This is a genomic window from Clostridium neonatale, from assembly GCF_001458595.1.
Classification (GTDB): domain Bacteria; phylum Bacillota; class Clostridia; order Clostridiales; family Clostridiaceae; genus Clostridium; species Clostridium neonatale.
Genome location: NZ_LN890328.1, coordinates 2,684,595 through 2,702,528 on the forward strand (window position 1 = coordinate 2,684,595; position 17,934 = coordinate 2,702,528).

17 protein-coding genes are annotated in these 17,934 nt (G+C 29.0%); 13 read left to right on the plus strand and 4 right to left on the minus strand.

Going from position 1 to position 17,934, the window contains the following annotated elements:
* Positions 1-105: 105 nt before the first annotated feature.
* From BN2920_RS18955 to BN2920_RS19010, 12 genes are all read left to right on the plus strand, one after another.
* Positions 106-888 carry a YetF domain-containing protein gene (locus BN2920_RS18955; protein WP_058296525.1) on the plus strand — a complete coding sequence of 261 codons (783 nt, stop codon included), beginning with the start codon at positions 106-108 and terminating at the stop codon, positions 886-888.
* On the plus strand, positions 885-1,265 hold the full coding sequence (locus BN2920_RS18960) for a DUF4363 family protein (protein WP_058296526.1): 381 nt from the start codon (positions 885-887) through the stop codon (positions 1,263-1,265). Before BN2920_RS18955 ends, BN2920_RS18960 begins: the two co-directional genes overlap by 4 nt.
* A gap of 329 nt (positions 1,266-1,594) precedes the next feature.
* Entirely contained in the window at positions 1,595-2,818 is a 1,224-nt protein-coding gene (locus tag BN2920_RS18965; RefSeq protein ID WP_058296527.1) for an argininosuccinate synthase, read from the plus strand.
* 2 nt (positions 2,819-2,820) lie between these two features.
* Complete coding sequence (gene argH / locus BN2920_RS18970) at positions 2,821-4,206, plus strand: argininosuccinate lyase (protein WP_058296528.1); 1,386 nt, start codon at positions 2,821-2,823, stop codon at positions 4,204-4,206.
* A 152-nt stretch (positions 4,207-4,358) separates the two neighbouring features.
* A complete protein-coding gene (gene argC / locus BN2920_RS18975; protein ID WP_058296529.1) occupies positions 4,359-5,393 on the plus strand; it encodes an N-acetyl-gamma-glutamyl-phosphate reductase in 1,035 nt (344 codons plus the stop codon).
* A gap of 106 nt (positions 5,394-5,499) precedes the next feature.
* Positions 5,500-5,850: a four helix bundle protein gene (locus BN2920_RS18980; RefSeq protein ID WP_058296961.1), complete on the plus strand. Its 351-nt coding sequence runs from the start codon at positions 5,500-5,502 to the stop codon at positions 5,848-5,850.
* 88 nt (positions 5,851-5,938) lie between these two features.
* Positions 5,939-7,162 (plus strand): bifunctional glutamate N-acetyltransferase/amino-acid acetyltransferase ArgJ, encoded by a 1,224-nt coding sequence (gene argJ / locus BN2920_RS18985; protein WP_058296530.1) that lies wholly within the window; start codon positions 5,939-5,941, stop codon positions 7,160-7,162.
* Positions 7,163-7,279: 117 nt separating this feature from the next.
* Positions 7,280-8,140: an acetylglutamate kinase gene (argB, locus tag BN2920_RS18990; RefSeq protein ID WP_058296531.1), complete on the plus strand. Its 861-nt coding sequence runs from the start codon at positions 7,280-7,282 to the stop codon at positions 8,138-8,140.
* A gap of 192 nt (positions 8,141-8,332) precedes the next feature.
* Positions 8,333-9,511, plus strand: a complete 1,179-nt coding sequence (locus tag BN2920_RS18995) for an aspartate aminotransferase family protein (protein ID WP_058296532.1) — start codon at positions 8,333-8,335, stop codon at positions 9,509-9,511.
* A gap of 71 nt (positions 9,512-9,582) precedes the next feature.
* Positions 9,583-9,843 carry a hypothetical protein gene (locus BN2920_RS19000; RefSeq protein WP_058296533.1) on the plus strand — a complete coding sequence of 87 codons (261 nt, stop codon included), beginning with the start codon at positions 9,583-9,585 and terminating at the stop codon, positions 9,841-9,843.
* A 155-nt stretch (positions 9,844-9,998) separates the two neighbouring features.
* Entirely contained in the window at positions 9,999-10,919 is a 921-nt protein-coding gene (gene argF / locus BN2920_RS19005) for an ornithine carbamoyltransferase (RefSeq protein WP_058296534.1), read from the plus strand.
* 435 nt (positions 10,920-11,354) lie between these two features.
* Positions 11,355-11,621, plus strand: coding sequence for a hypothetical protein (locus BN2920_RS19010; protein ID WP_058296535.1), 267 nt, complete (start codon positions 11,355-11,357; stop codon positions 11,619-11,621).
* Between the two features lie 244 nt (positions 11,622-11,865).
* Here BN2920_RS19010 and BN2920_RS19015 read toward each other — a convergent pair whose 3' ends face one another.
* From BN2920_RS19015 to BN2920_RS19025, 3 genes are all read right to left on the minus strand, one after another.
* Positions 11,866-12,837: an aldo/keto reductase gene (locus BN2920_RS19015; RefSeq protein WP_058296536.1), complete on the minus strand. Its 972-nt coding sequence runs from the start codon at positions 12,835-12,837 to the stop codon at positions 11,866-11,868.
* Positions 12,838-12,957: 120 nt separating this feature from the next.
* A complete protein-coding gene (locus BN2920_RS19020; RefSeq protein ID WP_058296537.1) occupies positions 12,958-13,851 on the minus strand; it encodes a hydroxyacid dehydrogenase in 894 nt (297 codons plus the stop codon).
* Positions 13,852-14,081: 230 nt separating this feature from the next.
* Positions 14,082-15,119, minus strand: a complete 1,038-nt coding sequence (locus BN2920_RS19025) for a nucleoid-associated protein (RefSeq protein ID WP_058296538.1) — start codon at positions 15,117-15,119, stop codon at positions 14,082-14,084.
* Between the two features lie 379 nt (positions 15,120-15,498).
* Here BN2920_RS19025 and BN2920_RS19030 point away from each other — a divergent pair, with 379 nt between their 5' ends.
* Complete coding sequence (locus BN2920_RS19030; protein WP_058296539.1) at positions 15,499-16,056, plus strand: class IV adenylate cyclase; 558 nt, start codon at positions 15,499-15,501, stop codon at positions 16,054-16,056.
* A 127-nt stretch (positions 16,057-16,183) separates the two neighbouring features.
* Here BN2920_RS19030 and BN2920_RS19035 read toward each other — a convergent pair whose 3' ends face one another.
* Complete coding sequence (locus BN2920_RS19035) at positions 16,184-17,572, minus strand: hypothetical protein (protein WP_198157502.1); 1,389 nt, start codon at positions 17,570-17,572, stop codon at positions 16,184-16,186.
* Positions 17,573-17,934: the final 362 nt, after the last annotated feature.

The window sequence follows — 17,934 nt, forward strand, 5'->3', positions numbered from 1 at the left end:
ATACATTTATCTTAAAAAGGATAAATGTAATTTTCTTATTAGCTGTCCTAACTATTATGAATTATTTTATATATTTTGCACATATTAATTTTGTGAGGTGTTTTTATGATTATTGTATTTATTAGAACAGCATTACTTTATTTACTTGTAGTTATAACCATGAGACTAATGGGAAAAAGGCAAATCGGAGAACTTCAACCATATGAATTTGTAATAACTATAATGATATCAGATTTAGCATCCTTGCCTATGCAGGATCAGAGACTTCCACTACTCCAAGGAATTATTCCAATAGTAACCTTATTATTTTTAAAAACCATCATAACACAAGTAGAATTAAAATTTCAACGTGCGAGAGATTTTCTAGATGGTGCTCCATGTATTCTTATATATAAAGGAAAGATCAATTATCAAGCATTAAAAAAGCAACAACTAAATATAGACGAATTATTTGAAGAATTAAGACTTGCTAATTACTTTAATTTAGATGAAATACAATACGCGATTTTAGAAAACAGCGGGCAATTATCTATACTTCCTGCAAATTATAATAGCTCTAGTGGAAGTTCAAATAGCAGTTCATCATCTTCTAGCTGCAGCTGTAATCAGTCCAAAAATTCCAGCAGTGCCAGTGGAAGTAATACCACAGACAAGAAATATAATACTTCAAAAACTCCAGATGCTCAGCTCCCTAAGGTTTTAATATCTGATGGTAAAATAAACAAAAGTTCTTTAACCAGTATAAATAAAGATGAAGAATGGATTAAAGGTGTTTTAAAACGTCATAATATTCCTTCAATAGATGAAGTCCTTATCGCTATGTATGATACAGAAGGAAAATTTAAATTTCAACTATACGGTGACTACGAAAAGGAGTGTAAAAAATGAAGAATGCCATAATCTCTGTAGTTATTTTTCTTAGTTTATTAATTGCTGTAATATTTATAAATAATTCTGTCTTAGATTTATGCGATGATATTAAGGATAAAACTGATGAAATTGAATTAATACTCTTAGATAAAGATAAAGAACTCGCTTATGATAAATCTATAGAATTAATAGATTTTTTGAAAGAAAATGACTTAATAACTTCAATTTATGTTAATCATCAGGATTTTGATGCTTTAAAAAATGAAGCTGTTAAATTAAGTATATATATTTCACATGATGATATTAGTGAAGCTAATGCATCTCTTCACGTTATTAAATACGGAGCGGAAACGGTAAAACATCTTCAAAAACCTGGATTAGGCAATATCTTTTAAAAAATAACTATATTACTAAAATATTCATTTTAGTAATATAGTTATTTTTTCAAATGAATTTTATATGCATTTTTATTCAGTGTATGCAAATTTTATGCATATATATTTTAGTTCTTCCCTTACTAAATACTCATAATATTCTTTATATATTTAATATTTTTCGAGTCACACTTTTATTTTTTATGAATATTATTAAAATAAGATGAATATTTTTTCATTTTTCTATTGATTATTTATTCTTTCAAATGTATAATTATAAACAAGCAAATAATTACAATTAGTCATTTATTTTATATTTTTATAGATAGATACGAAGGGGGATTTTTTCGATGAAAAAGTATAACAAGGTTGTTTTAGCATACTCAGGAGGTTTAGATACATCCATTATAATTCCATGGCTTAAAGAAAATTATGGATGTGAAGTAATTGCAGTATGTGGTAATGTTGGACAAGCTGATGAATTAGAAGGCTTAGAAGAAAAAGCAATAAAAACTGGAGCTTCAAAATTATATGTTGCTGATATAGTAGATGAATTTGTAGAAGATTATATATTCCCTACTATTCAAGCTGGTGCAATATATGAAGGAAAATACCTTTTAGGAACTTCTTTTGCAAGACCAATAATCGGTAAAAAATTAGTTGAAATTGCAAAAAAAGAAGGTGCAGATGCAATTTGTCACGGATGTACTGGTAAGGGAAATGACCAAGTTAGATTCGAAATGGCAGTAAAAACTTTTGCTCCAAATTTAGATATTATAGCTCCTTGGAGAACTTGGGATATTAAATCAAGAGAAGATGAAATTGAATATGCAGAAGCAAGAAATATTCCTTTAAAAATTAATCGTGAAACAAACTACAGTAAGGATAAAAATATATGGCACTTAAGCCATGAAGGTTTAGATTTAGAATTTCCTGAAAATGAACCAAATTATGAAAAAATATTAGAGCTTTCTAAAACACTTGAAAATGCTCCTGATAAAGCAACTTATATAACATTAACATTTGAAAAAGGTAAAGCAGTCGCTTTAGATGGTAAGGAAATGAAGCCTGCTGAACTCCTTGAAGCATTAAATGAAATTGGCGGAGAAAATGCTATTGGAATTATTGACATGGTTGAAAATAGACTTGTTGGCATGAAATCAAGAGGTGTTTACGAAACTCCAGGCGGAACTATTCTTTATAAAGCTCATAAAGACTTAGAAGAACTTTGCTTAGATAAAGAAACTTCTCATTACAAAGAACAAATAGCATTAAAATTTGCTGATCTTGTATACAATGGTCAATGGTACACTCCTCTTAGAGAAGCATTAACTGAATTTGTTAATAAGACTCAAGAAACAGTAACTGGAGAAGTTAAATTAAAGTTATATAAAGGAAACATTGTAAATGCTGGTATGACTTCACCTTACTCATTATATAGTGAAGAATATGCTACTTTTGGTGAAGATGGTGTTTATGATCAAGGTGATTCTGCTGGCTTCATTAACTTATTTGGTCTTCCAACTGTTGTTAGAGCTAAAATGCAAGAGAAACTAAAGAAAGAAGGAAAATAATAATGAAACTTTGGGGTGGACGTTTTAAAAAAGGTACTGATAAATTAGTTAACGATTTTAATTCTTCTATTCCGTTTGATTCAAGAATGTATAAAGAAGACATTGAAGGAAGTATCGCACATGCATCAATGCTTGGTGAACAAGGTATAATTCCAAAGGATGCCAGTGATAGAATCATCTCTGGCCTTCTTGAAATTTTGAAAAGAATTGATAGTGGCACAATTGAAATTGATATGACTTCTGAGGATATTCATAGTTTTGTTGAAGGTACTTTGACTTACTATATTGGAGAAAACGGCAAAAAGCTACACACGGGAAGAAGTAGAAACGATCAAGTTGCTTTAGACTTAAAACTATATCTAAAAAAAGTTCTTAAATCTATTCAAAATGATCTTATAGCATTAGAAGAAGTTCTTTTTGAAAAAGCTAAAGAGAATATAGATACAATAATGCCTGGATACACTCATATGCAAAAAGCTCAGCCTATTACACTTTCTCATCATCTTTTAGCTTATGCTGAAATGTTTAAGAGAGATGTTACTAGATTAGCTGACTGCTATGAAAGAATGGACACTATGCCTCTAGGATCTGGAGCATTAGCTGCAACCACATATCCTCTGAACAGAGAATCTGTTGCAAAGACCCTTGGTTTTTCTAAAATAACATTAAATAGTTTAGATGCAGTATCTGATAGAGATCATGCTATTGAAGCATTATCTGCATTTTCAATGATAATGATGCATCTTTCTAGATTTTCTGAAGAAATTATTCTTTGGTGCACAAATGAATTCAGTTTTATAGAACTTGATGATTCATATAGCACTGGAAGTTCTATAATGCCTCAAAAGAAAAATCCTGATGTTGCTGAATTAGTTCGAGGTAAGACTGGAAGAGTTTATGGTGATCTTATGACTTTGCTTACAGTAATGAAAGGAATTCCCCTTGCTTATAACAAAGATATGCAGGAAGATAAAGAAGCTCTTTTTGATGGAATTGATACTGTCACTTTAGCTCTTGAAACATTTACTGGAATGATTAAGACCATGAAAGTAAAAAAAGATAATATGAGAAAAGGAGCTGGACTTGGCTTCACTAACGCAACTGATTTAGCTGACTATTTAGTTAAAAAAGGTGCTGCATTTAGAGATGCTCATGGAATAGTTGGCGAAATAGTTCTTGCATGCATCAAAGATAATAAGATGATTGAAGAATTAACCCTTGATGAGTTAAAAGAATTTTCTCCTATCTTTGAAGATGATGTATATAAAGCTATTGACCTTGTAACTTGTGTTGAAGAACGTAAAGTAATTGGTGGTCCTTCTACTGAATCAGTTAAGATTCAAATTGATGCCTTAGAAAGTTTCATCAATAAGTATAAAGAAAGTTAGTTTATATTTATATAAACATCTAAAGTTAATATATCATGCACAATCCACACAATATATATTTAGAATCTCCTTCTATTATACATTTGTTATTTCTTAATATATATAATGCTGTGAATTGTGCATTGATTTTACTTTAAGGAGGATATTTTAAAATGACTAAAATAGGAATAATCGGTGCTACTGGATATGTAGGCGCTGAGCTTTTAAGATTATTACTTGCACATCCTAAAGTTCAGGTTTCAGCATTAAGCTCTGTTTCATTTGAGGGGCAGGGAATTAGTGATGTATATAAAACCTTTTTTAATAAAACAAACTTAGTTTGCGGAAATGCTGATGAGGTTATTGAAAAAAGTGATGTTATCTTTACTGCTCTACCTCATGGATTAAGTGAAGATATAGCTAAAAAAGCAATTGATAATAATAAAATCTGTATTGATATGGGAGCTGATTTCAGATTATCAGATGAATCTGAATATGAAACTTGGTATGGAAAGAAATTTGTTCAACCTGAATTACACAAAAAATGTATATATGGTCTACCTGAATTAAATAAAGAAAAAATTAAAGACTGTAAATTAATTGCGAATCCCGGCTGTTATCCTACCACTATAAATTTAGGTTTAATGCCGCTATTAAAAAATTCTTTAATTGAAACTAAAAATATTATCTGTGATTCTAAATCAGGTACTACAGGATCAGGTAGAGGTTTAACTTTAACTACACATTTTCCTGAAGAAAATGAAACATTTGCACCATATAAAGTTGGGACTCATAGACACACTCCTGAAATAGAAGAAATTTTATCTACCATAGCTGATGAAAAAGTTACTATAACTTTCACTCCTCACTTACTACCTATAAATAGAGGAATTCTATCAACTATTTATTGTACACCTAAAAAAGAAATAGATCTTGAAGAAATTCATAAACTATACATTGATTTTTATAAAGATATGCCATTTGTAAACATACTTCCATTAGGGGAAACAGCCTCAATAAAAAATGTACGTTTATCAAATGACTGCTTTATCTCATTACATTTAAATCATAGAAAAGATCAAATAATAGTTTGTAGCACAATCGATAACATGATAAAGGGGGCTGCTGGACAAGCAATTCAAAACATGAATATAATTTTAGGTTTTGATGAAACTGAAGGTCTTAATTTAATTGCACCAGCTTTTTGACAATTCACAATTAAATAATATTAATTACTTGTTTTTTTAGAAATGAATATATTTCATTTCTTTGGTTAAGTATTTATAACAAAATACTTATCTAGGAGTGATTTTTCTGAGTGAAAATATAGTAAGAGAGAAATCTTTTAAATTTGCATTGGATATCATTAATTTATATAAACATTTAACCGTGATACAAAAAGAATTTATTTTATCAAAACAGATACTCCGTTCAGGTACTAGTATAGGTGCTAATGTTAGAGAAAGCCTAAGAGGTCAATCACGGCGTGATTTCTTGTCCAAAATGAACATAGCTTTAAAGGAAGCTGAAGAAACTGAATATTGGTTTGAATTATTAATTGAATCTGATTATTTAGATACTAAACATTATTATTTCTTATACAATAATTGTAAAGAACTATGCAGGATTTTACATTCAATTGTAAAAACTACAAACATAAATTAATCAATGCACAATTCAAATCAAAAACTACAATAACTACAACTGTGAATTTTGAATTTTGAATTGTGCATTGACGAAGGGGGTTATTATTATGAATTTTAATTATATAAAAGGTGGAGTTACCGCTCCAAAAGGATTTTTGGCATCTGGTATTCACTGTGGATTGAAAAAAAGCAATTTAAAAAAGGATTTAGCATTGATATATTCTGAAGTTCCTGCTGCTGCATCTGGTATGTTTACTAAAAATAAAGTTAAGGGAGCTCCAATATCAATTTCTAAAGATCATTTATCTAATAAAAAAGCTCAAGCAATAATCGTTAATAGCGGAAATGCTAATACATGTAATGGCACAGATGGTCTGAATAAAGCAAAAAAAATGACATGTCTACAAGCTAAAGAATTAAATTTAAAAGCAGATGACATTTTAGTTGCATCTACAGGGGTAATTGGGGTTCCCTTAAATATTGATGCAATAAAATCTGGAATTCCACTCCTTACACAAAAATTATCTAAAGAAGGTCATGATGATGCATCTTCTGCTATCATGACTACTGATACAGTAAAAAAAGAATTAGCATTAGAATTTACCATTGGTGATAAGGTAGTAACTATTGGAGCTATGGCTAAAGGTTCAGGAATGATTGAACCTAATATGGGGACAATGCTTTCATTTATTACTACTGATATTGCAATTACTCCTGAGTTATTAGACGAAGCTCTTAAATCTTGCGTAAAAGTTACTTATAACAGAGTTAGTGTAGATGGTGACACAAGTACAAATGATTCTGTATTTATATTAGCTAATGGATTAGCTGAAAATAATCTTATCTCTGAAAAAAATGAAGATTATGAAACTTTTCTTAAAGCACTTACAGATTTAAATACAATAATGGCAAGAAATATTGCTAAAGATGGTGAAGGTGCTACTAAACTTTTAGAATGTAAAATCTCAGGTGCAAAAACTGAAGAAGATGCTTCTATTTTAGGGAAAAGTGTTATAAATTCTCCACTTGTTAAAACAGCTATGTTTGGAAGTGATGCTAACTGGGGTAGAGTTCTTTGTGCTCTTGGATATGCAAATATTAACTTTGATCCTGAAAAAGTTGATGTATCTTTCCAAAGTTCAAAAGGTGAATTAAATGTATGTAAATCTGGTAGTTCTCTAGATTTTGATGAAGATAAAGCAAAAGAAATATTAAGTGAAGATGAAATAATAATTGATATAAATCTAAACTCCGGAAAATATGGGGCAGTAATTTGGGGCTGCGATTTAACTTATGAATATGTAAAAATTAATGGCGATTACAGAAGTTAATTCAATGCACAATTCAAAATTCACGATTCACAATTAAGGATTAAAATCCATTAAAGGATTTTCTTTTCTAATTGTGAATTGTGAATCATGAATTGACTAAATTGAGGGGGGATTTTTTTGGAATTAAATCATACACAACAAGCTGAAATTCTAGTTCATGCTCTTCCATATATTCAAAAATATCGTGGAAAAATTATCGTAGTTAAATATGGTGGAAATGCTATGATAAGTGAAGAACTTAGAGAAACTGTTATAAATGATATTATATTAATGAAATGCGTCGGAATAGAACCTGTTGTAGTTCATGGTGGTGGCCCTGACATATCTGACTTACTAAAAAGATTGAATCATAAAAGTGAATTCATAAATGGACTAAGATATACGGATGATGTAACAATTGAAGTAGTTCAGATGGTTCTTGGCGGAAAAGTAAATAAAAATCTTGTATCACTGATTGAGAAATTTGGTGGAAAAGCCATTGGATTATGCGGTATGGATGGTTCATTACTAAAAGCTAAAAAATTAAAATCAGATGTTGATCTTGGCTATGTTGGTGAAGTTACTGAAGTAAATACAGATATATTAAAAATGGCTATGAGCTCTGGATACATTCCTGTAGTAGGTAGTGTAGCTCTAGGCGAAGATGATAATAAAGCATATAACATAAATGCTGACACATGTGCATCAAAAATTGCATCTGCTCTAAAAGCTGAAGAATTAATGCTTTTAACTGATGTTCCAGGAGTTATGAAAGATCCTAGTGATCCTTCTACTTTATATCATAGCTTAAGATTGCATCAAATTCCTAAGTTATGTTTAGAAGGCATAATTAAAGGTGGTATGATTCCTAAAATTGATTGTTGCGTCGAAGCTGTCAGAATGGGCGTTGAAAGAGCAATCATATTAGATGGACGTATTTCTCATTCAATCCTTCTAGAATTATTCACTCCAGAAGGTATAGGAACAATGATACATTAAAATAATTCACACTTCAAAATGCACAATTTAAAGAAGAACTATTTACAGAATTTCTTCAAATTATATATTGCACAGATTTTAGTAATATAAAATCTATTACTAAAAATAATACTTAGATATTTCTAAGAAATATCTTCAATAATTGTGCATAGTGAATTGTGAACTATAAATTGAATAAATGGAGGTTTTCTTATGTCATACGATTTTAACGAAGCATCAAGTCATATTATGAATACTTATGGACGATTAGATCCACTTATCACTCATGGTGAAGGTGTTTATTTATATGATAAAGATAATAATAAATATCTAGATTTTACTAGTGGAATAGGTGTAAGCAGCCTAGGTTATGGAAATGAAAAATGGATAGAAGCTACATCAAATCAGCTAAAGACTCTAGCTCATGCTTCAAATATTTTTCATACAGAACCTGCAGCTAAAGTTGCAAAAAAATTAACTGAAATAGCTAAAATGAGCAAAGTATTCTTTGGTAACTCTGGTGCTGAAGCTAATGAAGGTGCTATAAAATTAGCTAGAAAATATAGCTATGAAAAATATGGTGAAGGTAGGAATACTATACTTACATTAATCCAATCATTCCACGGACGAACAATAACTACATTAAAAGCAACTGGTCAAGAAAAATTCCACAAATACTTTTATCCATTCACTGAAGGATTTAATTATGTAGTTGCAAATGATCTTGATGACTTTAAATCTAAGCTTACAAACGATGTTTGTGCAATAATGCTTGAAGCCATTCAAGGTGAGGGTGGAGTTATTCCACTAAATAAAGACTTTGTACAAGCAGTTGTTAAAATCTGCAATGAAAAAGACGTTCTTGTTATCTTTGATGAAGTTCAATGTGGTATTGCTAGAACTGGTAAGATGTTTGGATATAATAACTTTGATGTTGAAGCAGACATCGTTACTGTCGCTAAAGGATTAGGTGCTGGCCTTCCTATTGGTGGATTCCTTTGTTCTTCAAAGCTTGAAAATGTTTTTAAGCCAGGTGATCATGGTTCAACATTCGGTGGAAATCCTGTTGTATGCGCTGGCGCTGAAGTTGTTTTAGATGAATTATGTAATGAAAAATCTTTTAACGAAATTGCTGAGAAAGGTGAATATGTTAAGGATTTAATACTAGATGCAAATAATCCAAATGTTCTTGCTGTCAGAGGAATGGGCTTAATGATAGGAGTCAAAGTTGAATGTTCCCCTAAAGATGTACAGATAGCTGCTTTAAAAAAGGGATTATTAGTTTTGACTGCTGGAAGTGATACAGTTAGATTCTTACCACCTCTAGTTATTTCTAAAGATGAATTAAAAAGTGGTGTTGATATTTTACTTGATGTTTTATCTACTATATAGGAATATATATTAATTTCAAATTATATAATTTTCTAAAGTAATATTATTTATTGAAGGAGAAGTCTATTATCATGAGTGAAGAAGATTTAAGAATCAAAGAATTGCTAATTGAGAATGACCGATTAAAAAACAAAATTGAGAATTTAAAAAAAGAAAACAAGACTTTGTATGATGAATATCTAAATTACATGGAGTATTCAGAGCTAACAATTCTTGATTTATCAGTAGAAATTAATAGACTCAAGGGAATTGATAACACAATGTCAAATAAAGAATTTCAAGAATTATTTAATGAATGCAAGCTCAATGAGCTTGAATACTATTCTTCTTAAATAGATTAATTCTTGTAAAATTCTAAACTTCAAGTCTTAAATAATATAACTATAATTTAAATTATAGTTATATTATTTACGTAATTATTAATTAATTATATTTAAATAATGTTATGATTTATTCATTTCTTTTGCTATATTATTGGGGGATTTTTATGAAAAAAGATTTATTACGAATTGACACCTTATCTAAGGATCAAATATTAGACATTTTAAACTTAGCTGATCAATTAAAATATGAACAAAAACACGGAATTGAACATCCACTTCTTAAAGGAAAGACATTAGGTATGATTTTTGAAAAAGCATCCACAAGAACTCGAGTTTCTTTTGAGACTGGTATGTATCAGTTAGGTGGAAATGCGTTATTTTTAAGCCACAAGGATCTACAAGCTGAAAGAGGTGAGCCTGTAGAAGACACCGCAAGAACTCTTTCAAGATATGTTCAGGGAATACTTATAAGGACTTTTTCTCAAGAAGATCTTGAAACTTTTGCCAAATATTCAACTGTCCCTGTTATTAATGGCCTAACAAATGATGAACATCCTTGTCAGGTATTAGCTGATTTAATGACAATAAGAGAAAATAAAAATATTCTCGAAGGTTTAAAGGTTGCATTTATTGGAGATGGTCATAACATGGCAAACTCTCTTATGATTTCTTGCCTAAAAGTTGGGATGAATTTCTCAATTGCTTCTCCAGAAGAATATATGTCACCTAAATCTTATATTTTAAGAGCTAAAGAAATTGCAGAAAGAGAAAGTGTTGAATTTATTGTCACTACTTCCCCTGAAGAAGCTGTTCAGAATGCTGATGTAGTAATAACTGATGTTTGGACTAGCATGGATCAAGAAGATGAATCTGAAAAAAGACTTCAAGCTTTTAAAGAATACCAAGTTAATTGGGACTTATTAAAGCACGCTGATGAAAACGCAATTGTTCTTCATTGCCTTCCCGCTCATAGAGAACAAGAGATAACTTCTGAAGTTTTAGAAGCCTTTTCTGATATAATATTTTCTGAAACAGAAAACAGATTGCATGTTCAGAAAGCCATACTTTGTAAACTTATGAAATAATAATTTAACTTTCTTCATAAACATATATGTATATAAAAAACTCTGATTCTTATATAAACAAAGATTTAGAGTTTTTTACTTTTATTTTCATTTATTTTATGCAATCATCAACATTTTGCGTAAAATGAGTTCATCTGTTCTTAATATCCTATCTCTGTACTCTACTTAATATATCTTTATATATAAGTTCATATTTCAATTTCATAATTTCTTATTATCTCGTAACTTTACTTACTAAGGATTGATATTTTTTTTCAAGAGGTATATAAATAATATTGTAGCAATGTATTATCTTAATAATAATCCTGTTACAGTTACAAACTATGATTTAGAAATTTAACTTAAATATAATTTCTATTTTGCAATAAATACAAAAGGCTGTCACATACTATTTTATTAGACAACCTCTATATTAATTTCAAGGAGGAAGCTTTAATGAATTTTGATCATCAAAAACGAATAACTCTTCTATCTGACATAAAATTTATACTAGGAAAATTAGACTCCAGAAATCAGCAGCCATTAATTGATACACTAATTGAATGTGCTGAAATCTTAGAAAACTCTAGTAAAGAACTTGAACCTTCAATCAATACTACTATAAGTAAAATCGAAAAATGCATTTTAGAAAATGAAATTAAGAATGTTCCTAATGAAATTTCTGATTTAATAAAATCATGCACTGCATTTTTACCAAATTAATCAGTATCATTATTATAAAAACATTTTAAGTATTAAAAATAATGTATTTTTTACAAACATAGATATCCATAAGGATTATTATTTTTATAAATTGCAAAAGTATATTTTTCATATTTGTAGTATATTTCTTTTTTTACAACTACAATATGTAAAAATAAACATAATATTAAAAAGCTCGATGCTTATAGCACCGAGCTTTTTAATATAGCTAATCATATTTTTATAAGCATGTTTATTATATAGTCTATAAAATATTACCTTTTAATATTTCCTCTATCTTATCTAATTCTTCTTTTGAGAACTTTAAATTTTCTATTGTTTTTACATTATCTTCAATTTGTTTCACACTGCTTGCACCAATAATTACAGAAGTTAAATCTTCTCGTAAATTCCAAGCTAACGCCATTTGTGCGAGGGTTTGTCCTCTTTCTTCTGCAATTTTATTAAGCTTAATCACTTTATCTATCTTTTCTTCTGTTACATCAGTCTCGTGTAAATATAAACTGTGTTTAGCTATTCTTGAATCTGATGGTATTCCTTTTATATATTTATTAGTAAGAAGCCCTTGTGCAAGGGGACTAAAAGCAACAGTTCCAACGCCATTTTCTTTATGAACTTCAAACTGCTTTCCTTCTATTCTTCGTTCAAACATAGAATATCTTAATTGATTTACTATACATTTGGTACCCAGTTCATTTAAAATTTTGCAAGCCTTTTCTGTTTGCTCCGGATTATAATTTGATATTCCAACATATAGTGCTTTTCCTTGCCTTACAATTAAATCTAATGCAGACATAGTTTCTTCTAATGGTGTTTCTGGATCAAATCTATGATGATAAAAAATATCTACATATTCTAGATTCATTCTTTTTAAACTTTGATCTAAGCTAGAAATTAAATATTTTTTAGATCCTCCATCATTATATGGTCCACCTTCCCACATATCGTATCCTGCTTTCGTTGCAATAACCATTCTGTCTCTGTCATTAGATGAAAAATTTTTTTTAAGTATTCTTCCTAAAGTCTCCTCTGCAGAACCATCAAAAGGTCTCCCATAATTATTTGCTGCATCAAAATAAGTGATTCCCATTTCAAATGCTCTTTTAAAAATAGCTTCACTATTTGAATAAACATCACCAGCTCCAAAGTTATGCCATAATCCTAAAGATATTACTGGTAATTTTAATCCACTATTTCCACACTTTCTATATTCCATTTTTATACCTCCATTGCTTATAATCTAAACCATTCTGAAATTGTTTTCTTTCAGTATATAACAATTATATATGTTAATTATATTTTAAGTAAAGGTATCTTGAATTATTTCAAAAATATATCATACTTTTTCTAAAATTCCTTTTACAACAGCCATTCCAACACGGTATAATGCTTCATCTGTATTTGCTCCAATATGAGGCGTAGCAACAAAATTATTAAGACTAAGAAGTGGATTATCTAAGGTGGGTGGCTCAGTTACAAAGACATCACATGCTGCACCTGCAATGTGCTTATTTTTCAAGGCATTATATAAGGCTTTCTCATCTACCACCTTACCTCTTGAAGTATTTATTAAATATGCTGTCTTTTTCATGAGTTTAATCTTTTCATTATTAATCATATTAACTGTAGAATTATTTAGTGGTACACCAATATTAACAATGTCAGAACTTCTAAGTACTTCTTCTATAGATGAACAATATTCTATTTCAAGCTCTTTTGCTTTTTCCTTAGTAAGCGATCTTGAGTATCCTATTACATTCATTCCAAATCCATATTTCATTATCTTAGCAGCACGAATAGCAATATCTCCAACACCAATTAACCCAAATGTTTTTTGTCTTAATTCAATTCCTTTTAATTCAGATGGTGCATTATCTATCTCTCTCCCTTCTCCTATTAATTTTCCTGCTAATGAAATTTTTCTGGTAAGGCTAAGGGTAAGACCAACTATCAGCTCTGCAACTGAATCTGCATTTTGGTGTGGCGTTGAAAAAACATGAATTCCTCTTTTCTTAGCTTCATCCATGTCAACCCCATCTATCCCTGTTCCATGTATAGCTATAACCTTTAGATTCTTGGCCTTGTCCATTGTTTCTTTTGTAATTTGAAGATTTCTGTTTATAATGGCATCAACTTCATTTATCTTATTCCAATCACTTATTATTTCTGCATTCATTTCTAAATATTTTCGTGCTTCTGAATGAATAAATTCACATAAAAATACCTTCATTTTTTAATCCCCACTCATTCTATATTTCTATTTTATTTTCTCGAAAACTCATATTGTCGTTCTTAATTTATTTTTACTTACATATGAGTATTATACTATATTTAGTTAAACATAATATATAACATAAATATACTATCCTAATTTTACTTATTAAAGTGCTATGTGAAAACATGTAATTTACCATATAACAAAAGAGATTCTATAACAAAGAATCTCTTTATAATCTACAATTATTTTTCTATATAATTAATTACATTCTTTATAATTAAATTAATACTGCCATCACCATTTCTCACGACCTCAAATTTTTGTTGATCGTGATATGTTTCTTCATTTATATATAAATCAATTTGTTTATCTATATTGAGTCTTACTCTTTTTAATTTTTTATCAACCCATGTTTTATCAATTGCCACTTCCTCTTTTAATCCTTGGGATTTTATATAATTAGTGAAATCTTCTTTAACTTGTGGCGTCTCATTAAATAGTTCATGGGAAAATTCTTCAATATTTATACTATCTTCTTCCTTTAACTTAGTCTTAATAGCAGTTCTTACCTCTTCTGCTTTCTCTGCATTATCAGTAATATTTTTTCTAGTCCAATTTTCTGCTGCTTTAACAAATGTTTTAGTCATATCGCGTTCATTTGTTACAATACTTGCCCCTAAAAATGTACCTATAAAATAATTTGCTCCATATTCATCATCTTTTGATGCTTTTTGCTTATCTAAAACCATAAGGTTATATTTTTCATCTTCTCTTATAGGCTTAATAAAAGCTGCCTTTTGAATCCTTTGCCCACTTCCCGGCAAGCCAGCACTTTGTGGAACTATTCCTATACCTATTTTTTCATCAATAAACTGTACTTCATGAGTAAAGTTTTTAACATAATCCATCTTTAAAATAGCAATCATTGGCCCTTGATCTGTAGTTAATGATGCTACTATAAGATCAGCTGATGGAATATTTTCATTAGTCTGAATTATTATAAATAATTGTCTTGCTAATTCTTTTGATAGGTTTATCAAGTCATTATCTATACCATTTAAATAATCTTGAACTACCTCTTTAACTATATTTCGTTCTGGATTAAAAGCTGCATATTTTAGTTCATCATCTTTAAAACATTTTTCTATATGTTTATATAAAAATTTATATATATCTTCGTTTAATTCTAAACTATATTCATTAAGTACAGGTGTACTTCCATTGCTATCTAATATATGTATAACTGCCTCGTTTATGTTTATATCATTAATGTATTCCATTAAATTCACTCCTACTTTTGTAAATAAAATAAAACTTATTAATCTCAAATTTTATCATTTAAATTCTGCTACAACTAATTATATAATATTTGCTTATCCGATTAAACTTAATCTTCATTATTTATATTCTACTATATAAAACTCTAAAATAGTAACTTTTAATCCTTTCGTTCATATGAATATATAATCAAAAAGAATCTATATTATATTAAATATCCATTCAGAGAAAAATGAAAGTACTATTGAAAAATAAAAGTAGTATTAAAGAATTTAAAATTTAATAATTTTCAAATGTTATATTTATAATTCTTAAAAAATTATTATTGTTATTACCTTTCTTATAAACTAAAATATTAATTACGAAAGGAATGGTTATTTTATGGAATTAGAAACTAGAATTGTTGATATTGATGTAGATAATATAAGAGATATTCTTACTTTAAACAACGCTGAAAAGGTTAAAAGCGAAGATCAAGTTAATGATATTTATGATTTTGAAGATGGCAGATTATTAGCAAAAAAAGGGTATGCTCGTATAAGAACTATTGAAGATAGACTTAATAAAAGAACAATATACTATATGACTACAAAAAAAATGATTTCACAAAATAAATTCAAAGTAATGGAAGAAAATGAAGTTATTATTGACAATAAAGAAATGGGTGAAGGAATTTTTAAATCTCTTGGATTAATCTTAAAAGAATCTAATAAAAAATATAGAGAAAGCTATAAAATATTTGATTCATTAGTTGAAATAGATATAAATGATAAGAACTTCTGTCCTTTCCCATATATAGAAATTGAAACTAATTCTGAAGAAAAATTAGATAAAATAGTTAAATTATTAGGATATACTATAGAAGATACTACTTCACAAACAATTTATGAAATTCTTTCAGAAAGAGGAATAACTCCAAATTCACCTAAAGGTGTGTAAACTTTGGGATAAATGGTAACACATAAATAGAGATCTCATGTTCTTCTAAAATGAAACCTATGCAGAACATGAGATCTTTATCTCTTTGTTTCATATTATTGCCAGATTCTCATATTATAACTAAAATTTAAATAATAATTATTGCTACTATAGTTGTAACAACCAATCCAATTACTACCGGCTTAATGTTTCTCTTAGCTAATTCAAAAGCATCAACACCACAAATGGCTGCTACTGGTATTATTGCCCAAGGTATTACTGTTCCTCCACCTATCCATATTCCAGCTATTTGTCCCAAAGCTGTTAGTGTTGCTACGCCTCCACCTAAAGCTGTTGAGAATATTTTAGCTATTGAACCAACTAACGATATACCTGAAAAACCTGATCCATCCAAACCAGTAATAGCGCCTACTACTGTAAGTGTACTTGCTGATATAGTTGAATTAATTGGTACTACACTTGCTAGTGCAACACCTAAATCATTTACTATACCATTTGAACCTTTTGGAAGTATATTCCCAAATATCTCTCCTAAAGCTGAATCTCCTAAATAGAAAAATGCCGCTATTGGTATAACAACACCAAATATCTCAAAGCCAAATTTTAATCCCTTTACTATATTTTCAGTAATCTTATCTAAAGATTTTTTCTTATAGCATATTATTGAAATTAAGCTCATTATAAATATAGCAGTACCTCCTATCAAAGCAGTCGCATCTCCACCTTGTAATCTATACTTATACATTAAAAAAATATCTAACGAAAATAGCACAAGTATTGACAATGCTAAAAAACGCCTTACCTTTTTAGAAGAAATTAGCTTTGAATCATATGTTTTTTCATTTATTTTATCTTCATCACTAATCTTTCCAGCCTTTATATCTTTTCTAAGGAAATAAAAAGCTGATATTGTTGTGACAAGTCCCATTATAATTGTAAGAGGTACACTTGCTGAAATAACATTAGATACTGGTATTCCAGCTGCATCTGCAGTAAGCTTTGGAGCTGCTTGAATAATATAATCACTTGATAAGGCTATTCCATGACCAAATAAATTCATAGAAATAGCCACCCCCATAGCTGGTAGACCTGCTTTTTTAGCGATAGGTAAAAATAATGCTCCTACAAGGGCTACAGCTGGAGACGGCCAAAAAAACCATGATAAAATCATCATAACAATTCCAATTACCCAATAAGCAATCCAGTAATTTTTAATCATCCCTTTAAAAGGAGATATCATCTCATCATTTACACCTGAATCTATAACAGCATTGCTCATAGCCGTTATAATTGATATGATAAAAATTGTGGGCATAAGTTCCTTTGCTGCATATACAAAGCTATTAAACACCCCCATAATTGATTTATATACAGATTGTGTTCCTATTAATCCAAGAACAAATATTCCTAATATACATAATAACGAGATATCTTTCTTTTTTATCATCGCTATTATTAACACAATAATAAATACAAGATAAACATAGTGTATTGGCATTAATGTTACGTTAATCATATACTTCTCTCTTAAAGTTGCTATATAACTAAACTATGTAAAAAATATATAATTGGTTACCTTCAAATTTATCTTATAAATACACATTTCTATGATTAACTCTGTTACATCTCTATATAATATATTTTTATATAGCGTTAAATAAAACTTTTCCAGTTAGTACGCAATTCTAGCATGCTAATATTATAAAGATACTTGCTAATTCATTGTTTTCATAGTATTCATTTTTTCATTCTCGTTCAATAAATTCCATATATTTGACTATGAATTACGTAAAATAAATTTTTTCAAATAGTCATAAAGCCGTTTAATTAAGATAATAATTTAAATAAAAAAAAATAGCGGATTTTCTAAGAATATGA

Excerpts from the sequence above, each read along its gene's own strand:
- BN2920_RS18955 (WP_058296525.1), top strand. The coding sequence starts at position 106 with ATGATTATTGTATTTATTAGAACAGCATTACTTTATTTACTTGTAGTT.
- BN2920_RS18960 (WP_058296526.1), top strand. The coding sequence starts at position 885 with ATGAAGAATGCCATAATCTCTGTAGTTATTTTTCTTAGTTTATTAATT.
- BN2920_RS18965 (WP_058296527.1), top strand. The coding sequence starts at position 1,595 with ATGAAAAAGTATAACAAGGTTGTTTTAGCATACTCAGGAGGTTTAGAT.
- argH (WP_058296528.1), top strand. The coding sequence starts at position 2,821 with ATGAAACTTTGGGGTGGACGTTTTAAAAAAGGTACTGATAAATTAGTT.
- argC (WP_058296529.1), top strand. The coding sequence starts at position 4,359 with ATGACTAAAATAGGAATAATCGGTGCTACTGGATATGTAGGCGCTGAG.
- argJ (WP_058296530.1), top strand. The coding sequence starts at position 5,939 with ATGAATTTTAATTATATAAAAGGTGGAGTTACCGCTCCAAAAGGATTT.
- BN2920_RS18995 (WP_058296532.1), top strand. The coding sequence starts at position 8,333 with ATGTCATACGATTTTAACGAAGCATCAAGTCATATTATGAATACTTAT.
- BN2920_RS19000 (WP_058296533.1), top strand. The coding sequence starts at position 9,583 with ATGAGTGAAGAAGATTTAAGAATCAAAGAATTGCTAATTGAGAATGAC.
- argF (WP_058296534.1), top strand. The coding sequence starts at position 9,999 with ATGAAAAAAGATTTATTACGAATTGACACCTTATCTAAGGATCAAATA.
- BN2920_RS19010 (WP_058296535.1), top strand. The coding sequence starts at position 11,355 with ATGAATTTTGATCATCAAAAACGAATAACTCTTCTATCTGACATAAAA.
- BN2920_RS19015 (WP_058296536.1), bottom strand. The coding sequence starts at position 12,837 with ATGGAATATAGAAAGTGTGGAAATAGTGGATTAAAATTACCAGTAATA.
- BN2920_RS19020 (WP_058296537.1), bottom strand. The coding sequence starts at position 13,851 with ATGAAGGTATTTTTATGTGAATTTATTCATTCAGAAGCACGAAAATAT.
- BN2920_RS19025 (WP_058296538.1), bottom strand. The coding sequence starts at position 15,119 with ATGGAATACATTAATGATATAAACATAAACGAGGCAGTTATACATATA.
- BN2920_RS19030 (WP_058296539.1), top strand. The coding sequence starts at position 15,499 with ATGGAATTAGAAACTAGAATTGTTGATATTGATGTAGATAATATAAGA.
- BN2920_RS19035 (WP_198157502.1), bottom strand. The coding sequence starts at position 17,572 with ATGATTAACGTAACATTAATGCCAATACACTATGTTTATCTTGTATTT.